Origin of the sequence: Tsukamurella asaccharolytica, assembly GCF_007858435.1 — a bacterium.
Taxonomy (GTDB): domain Bacteria; phylum Actinomycetota; class Actinomycetes; order Mycobacteriales; family Mycobacteriaceae; genus Tsukamurella; species Tsukamurella asaccharolytica.
Map to the genome: position 1 here is coordinate 235333 of NZ_VIGW01000004.1, position 19732 is coordinate 255064.

At 70.0% G+C, this 19732-nt stretch carries 26 protein-coding genes; 19 read left to right on the plus strand and 7 right to left on the minus strand.

The features are described 5' to 3' along the window. The first annotated feature begins 26 nt into the window (after nucleotides 1-26). The 11 genes from dnaJ (at nucleotide 27) to FK529_RS10290 (ending at nucleotide 9101) form a co-directional block, all read left to right on the plus strand. Nucleotides 27-1178, plus strand: coding sequence for a molecular chaperone DnaJ (dnaJ, locus tag FK529_RS10240; RefSeq protein WP_146560878.1), 1152 nt, complete (start codon nucleotides 27-29; stop codon nucleotides 1176-1178). A 6-nt stretch (nucleotides 1179-1184) separates the two neighbouring features. Beyond that, the gene (locus FK529_RS10245) at nucleotides 1185-1961 is read left to right on the plus strand and encodes a 16S rRNA (uracil(1498)-N(3))-methyltransferase (RefSeq protein WP_146560879.1); all 777 of its coding nucleotides are present in this window, start codon (nucleotides 1185-1187) and stop codon (nucleotides 1959-1961) included. A gap of 21 nt (nucleotides 1962-1982) precedes the next feature. Next, entirely contained in the window at nucleotides 1983-2702 is a 720-nt protein-coding gene (locus tag FK529_RS10250) for an alpha/beta hydrolase family protein (RefSeq protein WP_146560880.1), read from the plus strand. 124 nt (nucleotides 2703-2826) lie between these two features. Next, on the plus strand, nucleotides 2827-3873 hold the full coding sequence (locus tag FK529_RS10255; RefSeq protein ID WP_146560881.1) for a PhoH family protein: 1047 nt from the start codon (nucleotides 2827-2829) through the stop codon (nucleotides 3871-3873). Then, nucleotides 3870-4409 (plus strand): rRNA maturation RNase YbeY, encoded by a 540-nt coding sequence (gene ybeY, locus FK529_RS10260; protein ID WP_146560882.1) that lies wholly within the window; start codon nucleotides 3870-3872, stop codon nucleotides 4407-4409. The genes FK529_RS10255 and ybeY overlap by 4 nt, the downstream gene beginning before the upstream one ends. A 3-nt stretch (nucleotides 4410-4412) precedes the next feature. Then, the gene (locus tag FK529_RS10265; protein ID WP_146560883.1) at nucleotides 4413-5735 is read left to right on the plus strand and encodes a hemolysin family protein; all 1323 of its coding nucleotides are present in this window, start codon (nucleotides 4413-4415) and stop codon (nucleotides 5733-5735) included. Beyond that, entirely contained in the window at nucleotides 5732-6055 is a 324-nt protein-coding gene (locus FK529_RS10270; RefSeq protein ID WP_146560884.1) for a cytidine deaminase-like protein, read from the plus strand. Before FK529_RS10265 ends, FK529_RS10270 begins: the two co-directional genes overlap by 4 nt. Continuing rightward, entirely contained in the window at nucleotides 6052-6996 is a 945-nt protein-coding gene (era, locus tag FK529_RS10275) for a GTPase Era (protein WP_146560885.1), read from the plus strand. Before FK529_RS10270 ends, era begins: the two co-directional genes overlap by 4 nt. A gap of 113 nt (nucleotides 6997-7109) precedes the next feature. Further along, complete coding sequence (gene recO, locus FK529_RS10280; RefSeq protein WP_146560886.1) at nucleotides 7110-7907, plus strand: DNA repair protein RecO; 798 nt, start codon at nucleotides 7110-7112, stop codon at nucleotides 7905-7907. Then, entirely contained in the window at nucleotides 7885-8697 is an 813-nt protein-coding gene (locus FK529_RS10285) for an isoprenyl transferase (RefSeq protein ID WP_146560887.1), read from the plus strand. Before recO ends, FK529_RS10285 begins: the two co-directional genes overlap by 23 nt. Further along, the gene (locus FK529_RS10290) at nucleotides 8694-9101 is read left to right on the plus strand and encodes a hypothetical protein (protein ID WP_146560888.1); all 408 of its coding nucleotides are present in this window, start codon (nucleotides 8694-8696) and stop codon (nucleotides 9099-9101) included. Before FK529_RS10285 ends, FK529_RS10290 begins: the two co-directional genes overlap by 4 nt. A gap of 19 nt (nucleotides 9102-9120) precedes the next feature. Here the strand turns inward: FK529_RS10290 and FK529_RS10295 are convergent, their stop codons facing one another. Genes FK529_RS10295 through FK529_RS10305 form a run of 3 tightly spaced genes read right to left on the minus strand, consistent with a single transcriptional unit; the run spans nucleotide 9121 to nucleotide 11026 of the window. Further along, nucleotides 9121-10116: a zinc-binding dehydrogenase gene (locus FK529_RS10295; protein ID WP_146560889.1), complete on the minus strand. Its 996-nt coding sequence runs from the start codon at nucleotides 10114-10116 to the stop codon at nucleotides 9121-9123. Nucleotides 10117-10151: 35 nt separating this feature from the next. Then, nucleotides 10152-10574 (minus strand): organic hydroperoxide resistance protein, encoded by a 423-nt coding sequence (locus FK529_RS10300; protein WP_146560890.1) that lies wholly within the window; start codon nucleotides 10572-10574, stop codon nucleotides 10152-10154. Nucleotides 10575-10600: 26 nt separating this feature from the next. After that, complete coding sequence (locus FK529_RS10305) at nucleotides 10601-11026, minus strand: MarR family winged helix-turn-helix transcriptional regulator (RefSeq protein WP_146560891.1); 426 nt, start codon at nucleotides 11024-11026, stop codon at nucleotides 10601-10603. Nucleotides 11027-11234: 208 nt separating this feature from the next. Here FK529_RS10305 and FK529_RS10310 point away from each other — a divergent pair, with 208 nt between their 5' ends. Genes FK529_RS10310 through FK529_RS10330 form a run of 5 tightly spaced genes read left to right on the plus strand, consistent with a single transcriptional unit; the run spans nucleotide 11235 to nucleotide 14663 of the window. Next, nucleotides 11235-12497 carry an alkane 1-monooxygenase gene (locus tag FK529_RS10310; protein ID WP_146560892.1) on the plus strand — a complete coding sequence of 421 codons (1263 nt, stop codon included), beginning with the start codon at nucleotides 11235-11237 and terminating at the stop codon, nucleotides 12495-12497. Next, nucleotides 12494-12655, plus strand: a complete 162-nt coding sequence (locus FK529_RS10315; protein ID WP_146560893.1) for a rubredoxin — start codon at nucleotides 12494-12496, stop codon at nucleotides 12653-12655. The genes FK529_RS10310 and FK529_RS10315 overlap by 4 nt, the downstream gene beginning before the upstream one ends. A 33-nt stretch (nucleotides 12656-12688) precedes the next feature. Beyond that, entirely contained in the window at nucleotides 12689-12877 is a 189-nt protein-coding gene (locus FK529_RS10320) for a rubredoxin (protein ID WP_146560894.1), read from the plus strand. Next, nucleotides 12874-14058, plus strand: coding sequence for an NAD(P)/FAD-dependent oxidoreductase (locus FK529_RS10325; RefSeq protein WP_146560895.1), 1185 nt, complete (start codon nucleotides 12874-12876; stop codon nucleotides 14056-14058). Before FK529_RS10320 ends, FK529_RS10325 begins: the two co-directional genes overlap by 4 nt. Next, nucleotides 14055-14663, plus strand: a complete 609-nt coding sequence (locus FK529_RS10330) for a TetR/AcrR family transcriptional regulator (protein ID WP_146560896.1) — start codon at nucleotides 14055-14057, stop codon at nucleotides 14661-14663. Before FK529_RS10325 ends, FK529_RS10330 begins: the two co-directional genes overlap by 4 nt. A 14-nt stretch (nucleotides 14664-14677) precedes the next feature. Here the strand turns inward: FK529_RS10330 and FK529_RS10335 are convergent, their stop codons facing one another. Both FK529_RS10335 and FK529_RS10340 read right to left on the minus strand, forming a co-directional pair. Continuing rightward, entirely contained in the window at nucleotides 14678-15106 is a 429-nt protein-coding gene (locus FK529_RS10335) for a Fur family transcriptional regulator (protein ID WP_146560897.1), read from the minus strand. 2 nt (nucleotides 15107-15108) lie between these two features. Then, nucleotides 15109-15456: an ArsR/SmtB family transcription factor gene (locus FK529_RS10340; protein ID WP_438947189.1), complete on the minus strand. Its 348-nt coding sequence runs from the start codon at nucleotides 15454-15456 to the stop codon at nucleotides 15109-15111. Between the two features lie 167 nt (nucleotides 15457-15623). Between FK529_RS10340 and FK529_RS10345 the strand changes: the two genes are divergently transcribed. Beyond that, on the plus strand, nucleotides 15624-17027 hold the full coding sequence (locus tag FK529_RS10345; protein ID WP_146560899.1) for a glycine--tRNA ligase: 1404 nt from the start codon (nucleotides 15624-15626) through the stop codon (nucleotides 17025-17027). Nucleotides 17028-17046: 19 nt separating this feature from the next. Here FK529_RS10345 and FK529_RS10350 read toward each other — a convergent pair whose 3' ends face one another. Beyond that, nucleotides 17047-17457 (minus strand): lipoprotein LpqH, encoded by a 411-nt coding sequence (locus FK529_RS10350; protein ID WP_158635096.1) that lies wholly within the window; start codon nucleotides 17455-17457, stop codon nucleotides 17047-17049. An 85-nt stretch (nucleotides 17458-17542) separates the two neighbouring features. Here FK529_RS10350 and FK529_RS10355 point away from each other — a divergent pair, with 85 nt between their 5' ends. Then, nucleotides 17543-18013, plus strand: a complete 471-nt coding sequence (locus FK529_RS10355; protein ID WP_146560901.1) for a cold-shock protein — start codon at nucleotides 17543-17545, stop codon at nucleotides 18011-18013. Then, on the plus strand, nucleotides 18014-19342 hold the full coding sequence (locus FK529_RS10360) for a deoxyguanosinetriphosphate triphosphohydrolase (protein WP_146560902.1): 1329 nt from the start codon (nucleotides 18014-18016) through the stop codon (nucleotides 19340-19342). It begins immediately after the preceding gene. Nucleotides 19343-19398: 56 nt separating this feature from the next. Here FK529_RS10360 and FK529_RS10365 read toward each other — a convergent pair whose 3' ends face one another. After that, nucleotides 19399-19671 (minus strand): hypothetical protein, encoded by a 273-nt coding sequence (locus tag FK529_RS10365; RefSeq protein ID WP_146560903.1) that lies wholly within the window; start codon nucleotides 19669-19671, stop codon nucleotides 19399-19401. Between the last annotated feature and the right edge of the window lie 61 nt (nucleotides 19672-19732).

The following is a 19732-nucleotide window of genomic DNA, read 5'->3' on the forward strand; positions in this document are numbered from 1 at the left end:
CGATTTCGTTAGAGGGTTTCGCAGAAGTGGCACGTGATTACTACCGCATCCTCGGGGTCGATTCGAAGGCCTCCGATCAGGAACTCAAGCGCGCGTACCGCAAGCTCGCTCGCGAGCTGCACCCCGACGTGAATCCCGACGAGGCGGCGCAGAAGAAGTTCCGCGACGTCTCCGATGCCTACGAGGTGCTCAGCGACCCGGAGAAGCGCCGCATCGTCGACATGGGCGGCGATCCGCTCGACAGCTCGCCGGGCGCCGGCGGCTTCGGCGGCTTCGGCGGTGGCGGCCTCGGCGACGTCTTCGAGGCCTTCTTCGGCGGCGGCATGGGCGGCGGCGGCCGCGGCCCCCGCGGGCGGGTCCGCGAGGGCAACGACGCGCTGATCCGCATGGAGCTGGACCTCGACGAGTGCGCGAACGGCGTGAGCCGCGAGCTGAGCGTCGACACGGCGATCCTCTGCGACAAGTGCAAGGGGGCCGGCACCGAGGGGGACAGCAGGCCGTCGACCTGCCCCACGTGCCACGGCGCGGGCGAGGTGCAGTCGGTGCAGCGGTCCTTCCTCGGCCAGGTCATGACCTCGCGTCCGTGCCCCACCTGCTCGGGGGTCGGGGAGGTCATCGAGAACCCCTGCGGCAAGTGCAGCGGCGACGGTCGCGTGCGCACCCGCCGCAACCTGACCGTGAAGATCCCCGCCGGCGTCGGCGACGGAATGCGGGTCCGGCTCGCGGGCCAGGGCGAGGTCGGCCCCGGCGGCGGCCCCGCCGGGGACCTCTACGTCGAGGTCACCGAGAAGGAGCACGAGTACCTCACCCGGGACGGCAGCACGCTGCACGTCACCGCGCGCGTGCCGATGTTCGACGCGGCCCTGGGCTCCCAGGTCGTGGTGCCCACCGTCGTCGACGGCGAGCTCACGGTGGAGGTGCCCCCGGGCAGCCAGACCGGCGATACCACGGTGCTGCGCGGCCACGGCATGCCGCAGGTCAACTCGCAGGTGCGTGGCAACCTCGTCGTGCATTTCGACGTGGCGGTGCCGACGCGGCTGGACAAGAAGCAGACCGAGAAGCTGCGCGAGCTCAAGGCGTTGTTCCCGGGCGAGGGTCCGCATCCTGCGCGGCGCGGCGGCCAGGAACAGGGCGGCGGCATCTTCTCCCGCCTGCGCGACACCTTCGCCGGCCGGTAGCCGCGGGTGGCGGCCACCGTCTTCCTCGCGGAGTCGCTGCCGGCGCCGGGGGAGGAGCACCTCCTCGCCGGCGACGAGGGGCGGCACGCCGCGGCCGTGCGTCGCGTCCGGCCGGGCGAGGAGCTGGTCCTGTCCGACGGTGCCGGTGGCTTCGCCCGGTGCACCGCGACCGCGGTGGGCAAGGCGGACGTCACGGTGCGCTGCTCCGAGACCTGGACGGTCCCACCCGCGTCGCCCCGGGTGGTGCTCGTGCAGGCGCTGCCGAAGTCCGATCGTTCCGAGCTGGCGGTCGAGCTCGCCACCGAGGCGGGGATCGACGCGATCGTCCCCTGGCAGGCCTCCCGGTGCGTCTCCCGGTGGGCCGGCGGCGGGTCCGGCGGCAAGGGCTCGGGGAAGTCCGAGAAGGGCGTCGCCCGGTGGCGCGCAGTGGCGCGGTCCGCCGCGAAACAGGCGCGGCGAGCGTATGTTCCGGAGATCCACGACCTCGTAACGACACGGGAACTCGTTCCATTACTCACCAGTATGGATGCGAATGTAGTTGTCCTGCATGAGGGTTCGGCGGTGCCTCTCGGTGAGGTTGACTTCTCAGTAACCCGCACCGTCGTTATCGTTGTGGGTCCGGAGGGCGGAATCAGCCCCGAGGAACTGGACGCCCTGGTCGGGATGGGTGCGCAGCCCGCGCTTCTCGGCCCGACGGTGCTGCGGACTTCCACCGCCGCGGCCGTCGCCCTGGGCGCCCTGGGAGTCCTGACGGATCGATGGGCCGGCACGCCGCCGGCCTGAGTTGAGGAGTGCTCGGACACGATGGCACGTCGCATCTTCTACGGCAGCGAGGAATCGCAGCACGGGCACTTCTATCCCGGCGACAAGGACAAGCCGCTGATCACCCTCGTGCACGGCGGGTTCTGGCGGAACCTGTACACGATGAAGATGGAGTCGAAGGTCGCCAAGGATCTCAACGACCGCGGGTACCCGGTATGGAACGTCGAGTACCGGCGGGTGGGGGAGCCCGGCGTGACGTGGCCGATCCTCAGCCAGGACGTGCTCGCCGCCATCGACTACGGCACCGACAAGCTGGCCAAGGGCGCCGGGCACATCGTGGCCTCCCACAGCGCCGGGGCCACGCTCGCGGTCTGGGCCGCCGCGCAGCGGCCCGATCTGCTGGGCGTCATCTCCCGCGGCGGCGTGCTCGACCTCATCGAGCGCGGCGACGGCGATCAGTCCATGCGGCTGCTGTTCGACCTCGGGCCGAACGCGAATCCGCGCCTGCTCAAGCGGACCTTCGCGGCCGCCAGCCCCGTCGGGCAGATGCCCTTCACCACCCGCGTGCGGGCGCTGCACGGCCGGCTCGACGAGCAGGTGCCGTACCAGCTCTCCGAGTGGTTCCTCTCGAAGGCGCAGGAGAACGGGATGGACGCGACGCTCACGATGATCGACGGCGAGGGCCACGACGACTTCCTCGAGCCCGGCTCGAAGGGCCACGCCGCCACCGTCGCCGCGATCGAAGAGCTCTCCGCACGGTGACTCTCAGCGCCGCGGGGTCCGCCGCGGGCGAAACCCACGCGCCTTCCGAGGGCCTGCGGTACTAAACTGGGCGTATCCGCACCGTCAGGCGCGGTCACCGCCGAGACAAGGATTGACGCACCGCGTGCCAGACCCCACCAGTTCCGACAGCCGCGCCCAGGCACTGACGCCGGCGCGATCCACCGTCGAGATCCCGATCGAGCTGACCTTCGGGCTCCTCGGTCCTGCGGACGCGAACCTTCGCGCGCTCGAGGGCGCGCTGGCCGCGGACATCCACGCGCGCGGCAACGTGATCACCCTCTCCGGCCGCCCCGCCGACGTCGCGCTCGCCGAGCGGGTCCTCGCCGAGCTGCTCGCCGCCGTGCGCAGCGGCGTCGCCGTGAGCCCGGAGGAGGTGCGCCGGTCCATCGGCATGATGACCGACGGTTCCGGCGAATCGCCGGCCGAGGTCCTCACCCTCGACATCATCTCCCGCCGCGGGAAGACGGTGCGCCCGAAGACGGTCAACCAGAAGAAGTACGTCGACGCGATCGACGAGCACACCATCGTCTTCGGCATCGGTCCCGCCGGCACCGGAAAGACCTACCTCGCGATGGCGAAGGCCGTGCAGGCGCTGCAGTCCAAGCAGGTCAGCCGCATCATCCTCACCCGCCCCGCGGTGGAGGCGGGCGAGCGCCTCGGCTTCCTCCCGGGCACGCTGAACGAGAAGATCGACCCGTACCTGCGCCCGCTCTACGACGCGCTGCACGACATGATGGATCCCGAGGCCATTCCGAAGCTGATGGCCGCAGGCGTCATCGAGGTCGCGCCGCTGGCGTACATGCGCGGCCGGACCCTCAACGACGCCTTCATCATCCTCGACGAGGCGCAGAACACCACCGCCGAGCAGATGAAGATGTTCCTCACCAGGCTCGGCTTCGGCTCCAAGATCGTGGTCACGGGCGACGCGACGCAGGTCGACCTGCCGGGCGGCGCCACCAGCGGTCTGCGCGCCGCGGTCGGCATCCTGCGCGGTATCGATGACATCCACATCGCCGAGCTGTCCAGCGCCGACGTCGTGCGGCACCGCCTGGTCGCCGAGATCGTCGACGCGTACGCGCAGTTCGAGGAGCAGCTCGACGCCGCCAAACGCCCCCAGCTGGGCGCGCGACGCATTCCGGGACGCCGATGAGCATCGAATTCGCCAACGAGTCGGGCTTCGACGTCGACGAGGCGGAGGTCGTGGCGGTGGCGGCGTTCGCCATCGCCGCGATGGACGTGCACCCGGGCGCCGAGCTGAACATGCTCGCCGTCGACCTCGACACCATGGCCGACCTGCACGTGAAGTGGATGGACCTGCCCGGCCCCACCGACGTGATGAGCTTCCCGATGGACGAGCTGACGCCGGGGGGCCGCCCGGACATGCCCGATGCGGGACCCGCGACGCTCGGCGACATCGTGCTGTGCCCTCAGTTCGCAGCGGAGCAGGCGACCGCCGCCGGGCACTCGACCGGCCACGAGCTCAACGTCCTGACCGTGCACGGAGTGCTGCACCTGCTGGGCTTCGACCACGCCGAGCCCGACGAGGAGCGCGAGATGTTCGCCCTCCAGGACAGCATCCTCGCCGAGTACTACGCACAGCAGCGCGACCAGGAGCGTCGCGCGCGCCAGTCCGCGCGCGACGAGAAGCTGCTGGGCCGCACCGGGTTCCTGGGGCGGCGGGACTGAGCCGTGTCCTCGTCGATCCTGCTGATCGTCGGCGTCCTCGCCCTGGTCCTGCTGGGTGGGCTGTTCGCGGCGGTCGACTCCGCCCTGCTCACGGTGTCCCCGGCGCGCGTCGAGGACCTCGTCGAGGACGGCCGCCCGGGAGCGAAGCGACTGCAGCGCGTGCTGGCCAACCGGCCGCTGTACGTCAACCTCGTGGTCCTGCTGCGCACCGCGTGCGAGGTCCTCGCGACGGTCCTCGTCTTCCTGGTCCTCGACCGCTACCTGTCCACCGTGTGGACGGCCGTCGTGACCGCCGCCGTCATGACGGTCGTCAGTTACGTGCTCATCGGCGTGGGGCCCCGCACGCTCGGCCGCCAGCACGCCTACTCGCTGGGCTGCGCGACCGCCGTGATCCTGCAGGTCATCGCGATCCTCATGGGCCCGATCACCCGCCTTCTCATCCTGCTCGGTAACGCGATCACTCCCGGCCGGGGTTACCGGAACGGCCCGTTCGCCACGGAGGTCGAGCTGCGCGAGCTCGTCGATCTCGCGCAGCAGCGCGGCGTGGTGGACGCGGACGAGGGCAAGATGATCCAGTCCGTCTTCGAGCTCGGCGACACCGCTGCCCGCGAGGTCATGGTGCCCCGCCCCGAGATGGTGTGGATCGAGGCCGACAAGTCCGTCTCGCAGGCCACTCGGCTCGCGGTCCGCTCGGGTCACTCCCGCATCCCCGTCATCGGTGAGAACGTCGACGACGTGCGGGGCGTCGTCTACCTCAAGGACCTCGTCGCCCTGCCCGACGGTGCCGACCGGGACGGTATCGAGGTGGGCCGGATGGCGCGCCCGGCGGTCTTCGTGCCCGACTCGAAACCGGTGGATGCGCTGCTGCGGGAGATGCAGCTCACCAACAACCACATGGCCGTCCTCGTCAACGAGTACGGCTCGATCGCGGGCCTGGTGACCATCGAGGACGTGCTGGAGGAGATCGTCGGCGAGATCACCGACGAATACGACGCCGGCGAGATCGCACCGGTCGAGGAGCTCGGCGACGGGGTCTTCCGGGTGTCAGCTCGGTTGGACCTGGAGACCCTGGGTGAGCTCTTCGACAAGGAGATCGAGGAGGACGAGGTCGACACCGTCGGCGGCCTCCTCGGGCTGGCGCTGGGCCGCGTGCCGCTGCCCGGCTCGGAGGTCCGGGCCCACGGCCTGCTGCTGGAGGCCGAGGGCGCCACCGACCGCCGCGGCCGGATGCGGATCTCCACGGTCCTCGTGCGCAGCGCGGAGACCGAGGGAGCGGCACCGTCGGACGACGGCGCGACCGCCGAGCACGAGAAGGAGTCCGCGTGACAGAGACCTCCGATGAGGACCGCAAGCTGGTGACCCTCGCGCGGGGCGTGATGGCGAGGGCGGGCGCGGCGCACGGCGCAGCGGTCCGCGACCTCGACGGCCGCACGTACGCGGGCGCGCCCGTCGCCTTGGAATCCCTCACGCTGACGGGGCTGCAGGTGGCCGTCGCGACGGCCCTGAGCTCCGGGGCCGAGGGCTTCGAGGCCGCCGTCCTGGTCGGCTCCGTCGACGGATCCGATGCCGGCGTCGCGGCGATGCACGAGGTGACGCCGGACGCTCCGGTGTCGCTGTTCGATGAGCGTGGAGAGGCCCGACCGTGACCGAAGAGACCCAGACCTCCGAGGATTTCCGCTCCGGTTTCGTGTGCTTCGTTGGGCGGCCCAACACCGGCAAGTCCACGCTGACCAACGCCCTCGTCGGGACGAAGGTCGCGATCACGAGCTCCCGGCCGCAGACCACCCGCTCGACGATCCGCGGCATCGTCAACCGGCCCGACTGCCAGATCGTGCTGGTCGACACCCCCGGCCTGCACCGCCCTCGCACCCTCCTCGGCCAGCGCCTCAATGACCTGGTGCGCGACACCTACTCCGAGGTCGACCTGATCTGCCTGACCATTCCGGCGGACGAGAAGATCGGCCCCGGCGACAAGTACATCCTCGATCAGGTGCGGCACATGGCACCGCGCACGCCGCTGATGGGCGTGGTCACCAAGATCGACAAGGTGGGGCGCGACAAGGTCGCCGAGCAGCTGCTGGCGGTCTCGGCGTTCCTCGGCGAGAACTGCGACGTGATCCCGGTGTCGGCGACGTCCGGCGAGCAGGTCGAGGACCTGGTGCGGCTGATCGCATCGAAGATGAAGCCGGGCCCGGCGTTCTATCCGGACGGCGAGATCACCGACACCGACGACGACACGATGATGGCTGAGCTGATCCGCGAGGCCGCGCTCGAGGGCGTCCGCGATGAGCTGCCGCACTCGCTGGCCGTCGTGATCGAAGAGGTGGTCGAGCGGGAGAAGACGGAGGCGCAGGAGAAGTCCGGCAAGCCCGCGATGCTCGAGGTGCACGCCCTGCTGTACGTCGAGCGGCCCTCGCAGAAGGCGATCATCATCGGCAAGGGCGGCTCCCGGTTGAAGTCCGTCGGCACCGCCGCGCGTGGCGAGATCGAGAAGCTTCTCGGTCGCAAGGTCTTCCTGTCGCTGCATGTGAAGGTCGCGAAGGACTGGCAGCGCGACCCGAAGCAGCTCGGACGTCTGGGCTTCTAACGGCCGAGCAGCCGTTCCCCCATCCGATGATGCCGGCATCGTGCCGCGGTGCACGGACGAGCGGCGGCGCGGCGTGGGCATCGATGTCGGCGCGGGGTGGGATGATGGAGGGTATGAGGTCGTACCGGGACAGCGCTGTGGTGCTGCGGCAGCACAAGCTGGGAGAGGCCGACTACATCCTCACGCTGCTGACCCGGGACAACGGCCTGGTCCGTGCCGTCGCGAAGGGGGTGCGCAGGCCGCGGTCGCGGTTCGGCGCCCGGCTGGAGCTGTTCGCGCACGTCGACCTGCAGCTGCACCCCGGCCGCAACCTGGACATGGTGACGCAGGTGCACTCCATCGCCGCGTATTCAGGCGATCTGGCGGGCGACTACGGCCGCTACACCACGGCCTGCGCGGTGATCGAGACCGCGGAGCGGCTGGCGGGCGAGGAGCGGGCCCCGGCGATGGAACTGCACCGGCTCACCGTCGGCGCGCTGCGCGCCATCGCGGCCGGCGTGCGCGACCGGGACCTGGTGCTGATCTCCTTCCTGCTGCGCGCCATGGAGTCGGCGGGCTGGGCGCCCGCGCTGACGATCTGCGCCCGCTGCGGCGACGAGGGGCCGCACCGCGCCTTCCACGTGGCCGCGGGCGGCGCCGTCTGCGTGCACTGCCGTCCGTCGGGCTCCGCGGTGCCGGGGCAGGGCGTGCTGGACCTGATGGCGGCCCTCGCCCGGGCCGACTTCGACTTCGCCGAGACCACGGGCGAGCGGGTGCGCAGGCAGGCCAACGGCCTCGCCGCCGCGCACCTACAGTGGCACGTGGGGCGGCAGTTGCGCTCGCTGCCCATGATCGAGCGGCACGCGCCGCACAGCCCGGCCTTCGCGGCCGGTGAGAGGGAGGTCGACGGTGCCGGGACTGCGGCGGGGTAGGTCCAAGACTGCTGTTTCCGCGGCGCCGGCCACCGTCCGGCCCCCGGACCCGCATCCGTCGGGTGTGACGCCGCCGGAGATCCCCGCGGAACTGGTACCGAATCACGTCGCCCTCGTCATGGACGGCAACGGCCGCTGGGCACAGGAACGCGGAATGCCGCGCACCGAGGGACACACGCGCGGCGAGGCCGTGCTCATGGACACCGTCTGCGGGTGCATCGAGATCGGCGTGAAGCAACTGTCCGCGTACGCCTTCTCGACCGAGAACTGGTCGCGTAGCCCGGAGGAGGTGCGTTTCCTCATGGGCTTCAACCGCGACGTGATCCGCCGGCGTCGCGACGAGATGCACGAGATGGGTGTTCGGGTGAAGTGGGCCGGCCGTCGTCCGCGCCTGTGGGCCAGTGTGATCAAGGAGCTCGAGGTGGCAGAGGAGCTGACCAAGCACAACACCGTCATGACGCTCACGATGTGCGTCAACTACGGCGGCCGGGCCGAGATCGTCGATGCGACACGGGAGATCGCCCGTCGGGCCGCGGCGGGGGAGATCAAGCCCGACCGCATCACCGAGCAGTCCTTCCAGCAGTACCTGTATCAGCCCGACATGCCGGACGTGGACCTCTTCCTGCGGCCGTCGGGGGAGAAGCGCTCTTCGAACTTCCTGCTCTGGGAGAGCGCGTACGCCGAGTACGTCTACCAGGACACCTTGTTCCCCGACTTCGACCGGCGGAACCTGTGGGACGCCTGCCTCGAGTACGCCAAGCGCGACCGGCGGTTCGGCGGTGCCCAGTGACAGCGCAGGATCCCCGACTCGACGCGCTGCGCTCGCGGCTCGAGTCCGCGCTCGCCGACGGCGTGGTGCTGCGTCGCGACGAGAACCAGGCCGTGCTCGTCGATTTCGGCGAGACGCCGGCCTCGGTGCAGGTCTTCGAGCTCGCGCGCGACGTGGACGTCTACTCGCTGACCCAGGTGGTGGCCTGGGACCTCGCGCTGACCGACGATCTCCGCGCCGATGTGCGAGCCGTCGCGGAGGGCGTGCAGTTCGGATCGCTCCGGCTCATGGAGCGGGAGGTATCGGCGGATCTGGTGCTGCACTACAGCTTCCCGGCCGGCACGCTCGCGGGCGAGGCACTGCGGGAGTTCGTGCTGTTCGTGCTGGCGCAGGGTGTCGAGGCGCGCCGTCGCCTCGTGGCGTGACGGCGCGCCTGCCGATTGGTCAGGGGCGCAGCAGCACCTTGCCCACGCGGCCCGGACGGCCGCTCGCCTTTGCTGCGGAGGACATCTCCTCGAGCGGGTAGACCCCGTCGACCGGAAGCGCGAGGGTGCCGGCGGCGACGCCGCGCACGACCTCGCCCATGAGCTCCGCCCGCTTGCCGGGATCCATCTCCTGGCTCACGGTGCGCCCCCAGAAGCCCTTGACCACGATCTCCTTGAAGATCGCGACGTTGACGGGGATCTCCAGCATCGCGCCCTTGCCCGGATCGGTCGCGCTCATCGCGCCGAACGAGACGAGGGTGCCGCGCTGGCCGAGGAGGAGCGCGAGCTGGGTGCTCGCCGCGCCGCCGATCGAGTCGACGGCGGCCGCGTAACCGGCCTCACCCGCGAGCTCCTCGGCGCGCCCGCGCCAGCCCTCGGTGTCGGTGGCGATCACGTTCGTCACGCCGAAGGTGGCCAACTCGTCGATGGCGGCGGACCGTCGGACCAGGCCCGTGACATTGATGCCCCGGGCGGTGGCGAGCTGTGCCAGAAGGCGTCCGACCATGCCGTTGGCGGTGTTCTGCACGATCCACTGCCCGGGTTCGACGTTCAGGTAGTCGAGCAGGCTGATCGCGCTGAACGGCATCGAGAACAGCTGTGCTGCAGCCTCGTCGGGGATCTCCCCGGGGACCGGCAGGAGCCCCGCGGCACCGGCGACGAAGTACTCGGCCCAGGTGCCGAAGGCCGACCCGGTGGCGACCCGTTGGCCGACGGTGAAGCCTTCGACGCCCTCGCCGAGCGCGTCGATGACACCCACGGCCTCGGAGCCGGAAGCGGCGGGAAGGTCGGGCTTGTACCCGTAGTCGCCCTTCACGGTCCACAGGTCGTGGTTGTGGATCGGCGCCAGTAAGGTTCGGATCCGCACCTGGCCGGGGCGGGGCTCGGGCAGGGGGACGTCGCGGACGGACAGGACGCTCGCGGGGTCGCCGAACCGGTCCTGGATCAGTGCACGCATGGAGATCTCCTCGGTCGGGGGAATGGAGGGGGAGTTCAGTCGTCGGCGACGGTCACGGTGACGTCGACGTTGCCGCGGACGGCGTTCGAGTACGGGCAGACCTGGTGCGCGGCGTCCGCGAGCGCCTGCGCCGCGTCGTGCTCGACGTCGGGGATGACGACCTCGAGTGCGACGGTGAGCCCGAAGCCCCCGGAACCGTTGGGGCCGATACCGACTCGGGCGCCGACGCTGGAGTCGCCGAGCGCCACCTTCTGCGTGCGGGCGACCATCTGCAGTGCGGAGTGGAAGCAGGCCGCGTAGCCGGCGGCGAAGAGCTGCTCGGGGTTCGCGCCGTCCCCCGAGCCACCCATCTCCTTCGGGACTGCCAGCTGCAGATCGACGCGGCCGTCGTCGGTGCGGGTGCGGCCGTCGCGGCCAGCTCCGGTCGCGATCGCCTCGGCTGTGTACACGGTGCTCATGGTGTTTCCTCCTGGAACTGCGGTGATCAGGTATGTGCTGCGCAGAAGCGGTTCGCCAGGTCGCGGAGCGCGATCGCGTCCTCGACGGGCAGGGTGAATCCCTCGTAGACCCGCTGCCGGGCCGCGTCGACCCGGGGCCGCAGGGCGCGCCCCGCCTCGGTGACGTGGACCGTGACGAGCCGTTCGTCGGTCTGATCGCGGCGGCGCTCGAGGAGGCTCGCCCCCTCGAGTCGTCTGATCAGCGGCGACAGGGTGCCGCTGTCGAGTCGAAGGCGCTCACCCAGTGCGGAGACGGTGACTCCGTCGCGCTCCCACAGTGCGAGCAGGGTCACGTACTGCGTGTAGGTGAGGCCCAGCTTCGACAGCTCCTCGCGGTAGGCGTTGGATGCCACCCGCGCGGCCGAGTACAGCGCGAAGCACAGCTGGTCCTCGAGGGTCTGGTTCGCTTCCACCCCTCAACAATGACACGCAATTCAATTGTGCACAACTCAAATGTGGTGAGTGGACGAACTAGCCTCGACTGTCCACAGGAGGCTTTACAGAATTCGAGAAGGTGTCCAACAATGCTTGACAAACAGAGCATTGCTGTCAAATACTGATCGCAGAGCGTATGACCTCAGTCATAGCCCCTATCGGGGCGAACGGATTAAGGAGGGCACCGTGAAGGGCCTGGCTTACATCGACGCGGACGGCAAAGAAGCCGTCTGGACCGACCACAAGAAGCGACTCTGGCTGTGGGGGCTGTTCGTGCCCACCGCCCTGTTCTTCGCCGTGGGCCTCATGATGCTGCTCGGCATCGGCCACACCCCGCTGATGTACCTGGCGCCCGTCCTGTGGTGGATCGGCCCGCTGCTGCTCTACGTCATCCTTCCGATCGTCGACATCAAGGCCGGCGACGACGGCGAGAATCCGCCGGAGGAGGTGATGGAGGCGCTCGAGGAGTCCAGGTACTACCGCTGGCTGACCTACATCTTCCTGCCCTGCCACCTCGCCTCACTGATCGCGATGTGCTACTTCATCACCGCCGACGACCTCTCCTGGCTGGGCGGCGTCTACTCGGACGGCGGCGGCCTCGGCCTCATCAGCCAGATCGGCATCACGCTGAGCCTCGGTGTGGTCACGGGTATCGGCATCAACACCGGCCACGAGCTGGGCCACAAGAAGCCCGAGAACGAGCGCTGGATCGCCAAGCTCACCCTCGCTCCCGCCATGTACGGCCACTTCTTCATCGAGCACAACCGGGGGCACCACGTGCGGGTCGCCACCCCGGAGGATCCCGCCAGCGGTCGCTTCGGTGAGACCTTCTGGGAGTTCCTGCCGCGCAGCGTGTGGGGCAGCCTGAAGTCGTCGTGGAACCTGGAGAAGACGCGCCTGGAGCGCCTCGGCAAGAGCCCGTGGACGCTGAAGAACGACGTGCTCAACGCCTGGCTGATGACCGTCGTCCTGTACGGGGCGCTCACCGCGGTGTTCGGTTGGTACGTGTTGCCCTTCCTGATCCTCCAGGGCATCTACGGGTTCAGCCTGCTCGAGTCGGTGAACTACCTCGAGCACTACGGCCTGCTGCGCCAGAAGACCGCCTCCGGCCGCTACGAGCGCTGCGCGCCGAAGCACTCGTGGAACTCGGACCGGATCATCACCAACGTCTTCCTGTACCACCTGCAGCGTCACAGCGATCATCACGCGAACCCCACGCGCCGCTACCAGACCCTACGATCGTTCGAGGAGGCGCCGTCGCTGCCCCAGGGCTACGCCACGTTGATCGGCGTGACGTATTTCCCCCCGCTGTGGCGCAAGATCATGGATCACCGGGTCCTGGACCACTACGACGGTGACATCACCAAGGTGAACATCCATCCGCGCGTCCGCGACGAAGTGCTCGCCAAGTACGGCGCGCCGAGCGCCGGTGAGCAGGCCGCCGCATGAGTGCCTTCAAGTGCCCCGTGTGCGACTACGTGTACGACGAGGCCACAGGCGCGCCCCGCGAGGGGTGGCCGGCCGGCACCGCGTGGGACGCCATCCCCGACGACTGGAACTGCCCCGACTGCGGCGTCCGCGACAAGATCGACTTCGAGCCCGTCTGAGACGGGTCAGCAAGACCGAGAAAGGATTCCATCATGAGTGACGCACCCTTCAAACTGTTCCGCTGCCTGCAGTGCGGCTTCGAGTACGACGAGGCCGAGGGTTGGCCCGAGGACGGTATCGCGCCCGGCACCCGCTGGGACGACATCCCCGACGACTGGTCCTGCCCCGACTGCGGCGCGGCCAAGGCCGACTTCGAGATGGTCGAGGTCTCCCGGGCATGAGTACCGACGGCGTGGTGATCGTCGGCACGGGCGTCGCGGGCGCCACCGCGGCCCTCGGGCTGCGGACCGGCGGATACGACGGTGCCGTGACCCTCATCGGTCGCGAACCGCACCTCCCGTACCGGCGGCCCACGCTGTCGAAGGACGTGCTGCTGGCGGGCATGCCCGCCGAGAAGGCGCTCCTCAAGCCGGCGACGCACTGGGAGGACATCGGGGTCGCGGTCCGCACCGGGGTCACCGTCAGCGGGGGCGACACCGCGGCCCGCACGCTGGAGCTGTCCGACGGCGCCGCCCTCACCTACGGCTCCCTGGTCCTGGCTACGGGCGGCGCGGCGAGGGAGCTCCCGGGCCTGTCGCCCGCGCCGCGGGTGCGGTACCTGCGGGACTTCGCCGACGCGATCGCGCTGCGCCACGAGCTGGGCCGCGCCGGCACGGTGATCGTCCTCGGCGCAGGTCTGATCGGCTCCGAGGTGGCCTCGGCCGCCGCGACGCTGGGCGCGAGGGTCACCGTGATCGAGCCGGCCGATCTGCCGCTCGCCCGCGTCGTGCCGCCGGCGATCGGCGAGCGCTTGGCCGCCCTGCAGCGCGGAGCAGGCGTCGACCTGCTGCTCGGCGTCCGGCCGGGAGAGATCACCGTCGATCCCGAACGTGTTTCCGTCGCCCTGCCCGGCGGCGGCGCCGTCGTCGCCGACCTGCTGGTGGTCGCGGTCGGCTCGAGCCCCGACACCGGGCTGGCCGAGCGCCTGGCCCTGCGCGTGGACGACGGTATCCTGGTGGACGAGCGGTACCGCACGTCCGCCGACGGCGTCTACGCCGTCGGTGACTGCGCGCGGGTGCCGCAGCCCTTGGAGGGCGGCACCTACCGCGCCGAGAACTGGTCCGCGGCGCAGGACCAGGGTTCGGCGGTCGCGCAGGTGCTCCTCGGCGGCGCGCCGGCACCCACGGTCCCGTGGGGCTGGTCGAACCAGTTCGGGGCGGTGCTGCAGTTCGCGGGATGGCCCGCGGCGGACGACGAGGTGGAGGTGGACGGCCCGATGGACACGGCGAGTGGCGATCCGTTCATCGCGCGGTGCAGCCGCGGCGGCAGGCTTGCCGGCGCTGTGGCGATCGGCCGGCCCAAGGAGCTGCGGTCGGTTCGCGGCGAACTGTCCGAGCAGATCGCGGCGGCGGTCGCACGATGACCGTCGTCGTGGGGCGCGATGCCGCTGACGCCGCACCCAAGCAGACGGTGCGGGATCAGGCGCTCGACGCGGTGAGCGGCGTGCTCAGCGGGCGCGAGTGGTCGGCGGTCACGATGGCCGCCGTCGCCCGCGAGGCCGGTGTCAGCAGGCAGACCCTCTACAACGAGTTCGGCTCCCGGAAGGGCATGGCGGTCGCCTACGTGACGCGCTTCGTCGACGGCCTGCTCGCGTTCGTGCAGGAGCGGATCGACGCCCACCCGGGCGAGATCGACACCGCCGTCGAGGACGCCATGCAGGGCGTCTTCCAGATCGGTATGGGCGACCCGGTGGTCATCAACATCGTGGGCCCGAATCCGCACCGCGACCTCATGGGGATCGTGACGGTCGACGGTACGCCGATCCTGCAGCGCGCCACCGAGGGCCTCGCGGAGATACTCGCGATGAGCTGGGCACAGGTCCGTCGGGCCGATGCCCAGGTCGCGGCGGCGGTGCTCGTGCGGCTCGCGTTCAGCCACCTCACCATGCCGATCGAGGGCCCGGGCGAGGCGGCTCGCGAGGTCTCCGCCGTGCTCTCGCCCTTCCTGGCCCAGGCCGTCCGAGCCTGAGCCGCGCCGACCTGTCAGGGGCGGGAGCAGTCGGCGCAGCGGCCGAAGATCTCCAGCGTGTGCGTCACGTCCGTGAAGCCGTGCGCCGCGGCGGTCCGCGCCGCCCACGCCTCGACGGTCCGGTCCGTTACCTCGACGGTGCGCCCGCACTCCCGGCAGACGAGGTGGTGATGGTGCTCGTCCGAGCAGAGCCGGAACATCGCCTCGCCGCTGTTCGTGCGCAGGGTGTCCACGGCGCCGGCGTCCGCCATCGCCTGCAGGTTCCGGTAGACGGTGGTCAGGCCGATGGACTCGCCGTCCGCACGGAGCTGTTCGTGGAGCTCCTGCGCCGACTTGAACTCCGAGACCGACCGCAGTGCCTGCGTGATGGCGCCACGCTGTTTCGTCGCCCGGATGCCGGTGCCTCGTGCCGTAGCGGCGCCCGTGGTCGCGTGGGCGGTCATCGTCAAGCCACCGGCCGCTCGGTGGCGTGGGCGACCGCGTCGACCACGATGTGCGCCAGGTGGTCGTCCACCAACCGGTAGACGATCTCTCGGCCGTTGCGCTCGCCGCGGACCACGCCCGCGGACTTGAGGACGCGCAGGTGCTGGCTGACCAAGGGCTGGGTCACCCCCAGGGTGTCGACCAGCTGGTGCACGCACAACTCGGAGTGCATGAGCTCGAGCACGATGGCGATGCGGACCGGCGCGGCGAGGGCGCGCAGCAGATCACCCGTGGCGGTGAGCACCTCGGGATCCGGTTGCGCGTGCGGCGGGTCCTCGGGTGCGACGGGGCAGTCGGCGACGACGTCGATGGGAATGGCGGCCTCCTCTTATCAATAATCATTTTCATATGCGAGGTCGGGCCCCGTCAAGCGGCGAGGTGGGGAGGCGTCCCATCGCGCCGCGGGTGAGACGGCGAACGGTAGAGTCGGCGCGTACGTTTTTCTGGTCTCACAACCCGTCGGAGATGAAGCGCGCCGTGGCCAAAGCAACCAAAGTCGATACCGTCGCCAACCTGTGTAAGCGCAGGGGCCTGGTCTTCCAGTCGGGCGAGATCTACGGCGGCACGAGGTCGGCGTGGGATTATGGGCCGCTCGGCGTGGAGCTCAAGGAGAACATCAAGAAGCAGTGGTGGCGCAACATGGTCACCTCGCGCGACGACGTGGTCGGCCTCGACAGCGCGATCATCCTGCCCCGCCAGGTGTGGGTCGCTTCCGGGCACGTCTCCGTGTTCAACGATCCGCTGGTCGAGTGCCTGAACTGCCACAAGCGGCATCGTCAGGATCATCTGCAGGAGGCGTACGCGGAGAAGCGCGCCGCCAAGGGCGAGGAGATCGACCCGGACGCCGTACCGATGACGGAGATCGTCTGCCCGGACTGCGGCACCAAGGGGCAGTGGACCGAGCCCCGTGACTTCAACATGATGCTCAAGACCCACCTCGGCCCGATCGAGTCCGACGAGGGCCTGCACTATCTGCGCCCCGAGACGGCGCAGGGCATCTTCGTGAACTTCAAGAACGTGATGACCACGGCGCGCAAGAAGCCGCCGTTCGGCATCGGCCAGATCGGCAAGAGCTTCCGCAACGAGATCACCCCCGGCAACTTCATCTTCCGGACCCGCGAGTTCGAGCAGATGGAGATGGAGTTCTTCGTCAAGCCGGGCGACGACGACGAGTGGCACCAGTACTGGATCGACTACCGCCTGAAGTGGTACACCGATCTCGGCATCGACCCGGAGAACCTGCGCCTGTTCACCCACCCGCAGGAGAAGCTGAGCCACTACTCCAAGGGCACCGTCGACATCGAGTACCGGTTCGAGTTCGCGGGCGGCGAATGGGGTGAGCTCGAGGGCATCGCCAACCGCACCGACTTCGACCTCGGCACCCACACCGAGCACTCGGGCGAGTCGCTGGAGTACTTCGATCAGCAGTCCGGCGAGCGGTACACCCCGTACGTGATCGAGCCCGCAGCCGGCCTCACTCGCTCCCTGATGGCCTTCCTCGTGGACGCCTACACCGAAGAGGAGGTGCCGAAGGCCAACGGCGGCAGCGATACCCGCGTGGTGCTCAAGCTGGATCGCCGCCTGGCGCCGGTCAAGGCGGCGGTGCTGCCGCTCTCGCGCGACGAGAAGCTCTCGCCCAAGGCGCGCGAGCTCGCCGCGCAGCTGCGCCAGTTCTGGAACGTGGAGTTCGACGATGCGCAGGGCATCGGTAAGCGTTACCGCCGCCAGGACGAGATCGGCACCCCGTTCTGCATCACCGTCGACTTCGACACGCTCGAGGACGAGTCCGTGACCGTGCGCGAACGCGACACCATGGCGCAGGAGCGGGTGCCGCTGGCGGAGATCCAGCAGTACCTGGCCGGGCGCCTCGCCGGCTGCTGACGCCGGGCCGCCGGTCCGGCTAGCCGCAGGTGATCTCGACCCGGAACTTCTTGGTGCTCAGGTCCGCGGCGCGGGCCTCGCCGGTGATGGTGTAGCGATTGCCCGCCTTCGAGGCCGTGGCGGAACCGACCTTGCCCACGGGGGTGTTCAGTACCGTCATCACGTTGCCACCGGTGGCGACGAACAGGCTGTTCACCGTGGGCGGGTTGCCGTCGGTCAGGATGGCTCCGACGCCGCGCGCCGTCTGCACGCTGCCCGAGCCCACCGTGATCGAATCGCCGTTGCGTGAGCATCCGGCGTTGACGTACTCGGCCGCGCTCTCGGCCTTGCCGTCGATCTCGACCACGGTGCTGGAGTCGGTGTTGGGGGAGGTGCACGCCGCGAGTGCCACCAGGGTGGAGCCCGCGAGGGCGACTGCCGCTTTCTTCATGGGGATCACGGTACCGGGGGATCGCGCCAGGTCCGACCCGCCGCACCAACGGGGTCGCACCGTCTCACTATGGGATACTCGACCCATGACGAACGGCAAGGTGGTCCATTTCGACACGCAGCGCGGCTTCGGCTTCCTCGCGCCGGACGCGGGGGGCGAGGACGTCTTCCTCCATGTGAACGACATCGATTTCGACGAGTCGGCGCTGCGGCCGGGCACTGCCGTGACCTTCGAGGTGGAGAAGGGTGACAAGGGGCTCAAGGCCGTTAACGTCGCCGTCGTCGGTGGCGCTCCCGCGGCGTCGTCAGCGCCCCGTAGGGACAGCCGCGACCAGCGCGACCACCGGGGCGACCGCGGTGACCGGCGCGAGCACGCGCCCCGCCGGGAGGCGGCGCCGCGCGCGGCCGCGACCGGTGCACTCGACATGCAGTCCTTCGTCGACGAGCTGACCGAGCTGCTGCTCGACTCCTCGGACGATCTGACGGCCGGCCAGATCATCGAGATCCGACAGCGGATCGCCGATTTCGCCTTCGCGCGCGGCTGGGTCACCGAGTAGGTGCCGTTGCTGCCCGGGCCGCCGGCCGCGTACCAGCCGGCCGACGTCGAACGCCTCGTCGCCGAACCGCCCAAAACGGCGGGCCTCGAATCGGATACGGAGCCCACGCTGTTCTCCGGCCCGCAGTGGGAGGCGGTCCGCTGGGAGGGGCACAGTTCCGCCTTCGCCCGGGATCGCGCGCGCGTGCTGCACAGCGCAGCCCTGCGTCGCCTCGCCGATAAGACGCAGGTCGTGGGCCCGCGGGAGGGGGATACCCCACGCACCCGGCTGACCCACTCGCTGGAGGTCAGCCAGATCGGCCGCGGCATCGCCCTCGGCATCGGCTGCGATCCCGACCTGGTTGACCTGGCCGGCCTCGCCCACGACATCGGGCATCCGCCGTACGGCCACAACGGCGAACGCGCGCTCGACGAGGTTGCCCGGAACATCGGCGGATTCGAGGGCAACGCGCAGAACCTGCGCATCCTGACCCGACTGGAGCCGAAAGTGCTGGGCGCCGCGGGGGAGTCGGTGGGCCTGAACCTCACCCGCGCCGCTCTTGACGCCGCCACCAAGTACCCGTGGCTGCGCCGCGAGCCGGGAGGCAAGTTCGGCGTCTACGACGACGACGCCCACGTCCTGGACTGGATGCGCGGCGGCGAGGACGGCCCGCACGGCACCCGGCAGTGCCTCGAATCCCAGGTCATGGACTGGTCCGACGACGTGGCCTATTCGGTGCACGACGTGGAGGACGGGGTCCTCTCGGGGCGCCTCGACCTGCGCGCCCTCTCCTCACCGTCGGAAGTGCGGGTCCTCTCCGGCTTCGGTGCGAGCAGCTTCCGCGGCGCTGAGGCGGCCGAGCTGGAGGAGGCCGGCGCCCGACTGGCCTCCTTCGAGGTGGTGGCCGCGGCCGCGAAGTACGACGGCGGGCTCGCGTCCTCGGTCGCGCTCAAGCGCATGACCAGCGAGCTGGTCGGCCGCTTCGCCTCCGCCGCGATCGACGCGACGCGCGCCGCAACGGGGAACGAGCCGGTGTGCCGGTACGAGGCGGATGTGGTCGTCCCGTCGTCCGTGCGCGCCGAGGTGATCCTGCTGAAAACGATGGCGCTGCAGTACATCTACTCGAATCAGATGCACCTGGCGATCCAGCAGGGCCAGCGTGATCGGATCCTGCGCGTGGCCGACTACCTGATGGGCGCGTCACCGTCGAACATCGATCCCCTCTACTCCCCGGCGTACCTGGCCGCGGACTCCGACGCCGCGCGCCTGCGCGTGGTGGTCGACCAGATCGCGTCGATGACCGAGACGCGCCTGGAGCGGCTGGATCAGGTGGTCTTGGAGCGACCCTGAACGTACGCCCCGCCCGGCTGGTACCGTGCCGGTCGAAGGGGCGAGGGGTGACGGTCCTACGGAGATCGTGCGGCCGGTGGGGGAGCGGTGCGCCGATGCGCGAGCGGGGCACCATTGGGCTCACCGAACCGCAAGGGCGAGAGCGACGTTGCGCGCGATCGAAGTGGGTGGGACGGGTGTGGGACCAGCGGGGCGACGTCGTCGGCGGGCTCCTCGATCGCGAGGTCCGCGAGCTCGGTCGCGATCGCCTCGTTCACGGCGCACTCGAGCTCGTGCTGCTCTGCCGCCTGAATCCACAGCGGACGAGAATCGGTGAACGGTCGGCTCATGACGCTCCTCCTCGGTCCGGTCCAGCATAGTACAAGTGTTCGTTCGTATGCAACTGATCGA

Coding starts and splice junctions, on each gene's coding strand:
- FK529_RS10250 (WP_146560880.1), top strand. CDS start 1,983: ATGGCACGTCGCATCTTCTACGGCAGCGAGGAATCGCAGCACGGGCAC.
- ybeY (WP_146560882.1), top strand. CDS start 3,870: ATGAGCATCGAATTCGCCAACGAGTCGGGCTTCGACGTCGACGAGGCG.
- recO (WP_146560886.1), top strand. CDS start 7,110: ATGAGGTCGTACCGGGACAGCGCTGTGGTGCTGCGGCAGCACAAGCTG.
- FK529_RS10295 (WP_146560889.1), bottom strand. CDS start 10,116: ATGCGTGCACTGATCCAGGACCGGTTCGGCGACCCCGCGAGCGTCCTG.
- FK529_RS10300 (WP_146560890.1), bottom strand. CDS start 10,574: ATGAGCACCGTGTACACAGCCGAGGCGATCGCGACCGGAGCTGGCCGC.
- FK529_RS10315 (WP_146560893.1), top strand. CDS start 12,494: ATGAGTGCCTTCAAGTGCCCCGTGTGCGACTACGTGTACGACGAGGCC.
- FK529_RS10320 (WP_146560894.1), top strand. CDS start 12,689: ATGAGTGACGCACCCTTCAAACTGTTCCGCTGCCTGCAGTGCGGCTTC.
- FK529_RS10325 (WP_146560895.1), top strand. CDS start 12,874: ATGAGTACCGACGGCGTGGTGATCGTCGGCACGGGCGTCGCGGGCGCC.
- FK529_RS10330 (WP_146560896.1), top strand. CDS start 14,055: ATGACCGTCGTCGTGGGGCGCGATGCCGCTGACGCCGCACCCAAGCAG.
- FK529_RS10335 (WP_146560897.1), bottom strand. CDS start 15,106: ATGACCGCCCACGCGACCACGGGCGCCGCTACGGCACGAGGCACCGGC.
- FK529_RS10350 (WP_158635096.1), bottom strand. CDS start 17,457: ATGAAGAAAGCGGCAGTCGCCCTCGCGGGCTCCACCCTGGTGGCACTC.
- FK529_RS10355 (WP_146560901.1), top strand. CDS start 17,543: ATGACGAACGGCAAGGTGGTCCATTTCGACACGCAGCGCGGCTTCGGC.
- FK529_RS10365 (WP_146560903.1), bottom strand. CDS start 19,671: ATGAGCCGACCGTTCACCGATTCTCGTCCGCTGTGGATTCAGGCGGCA.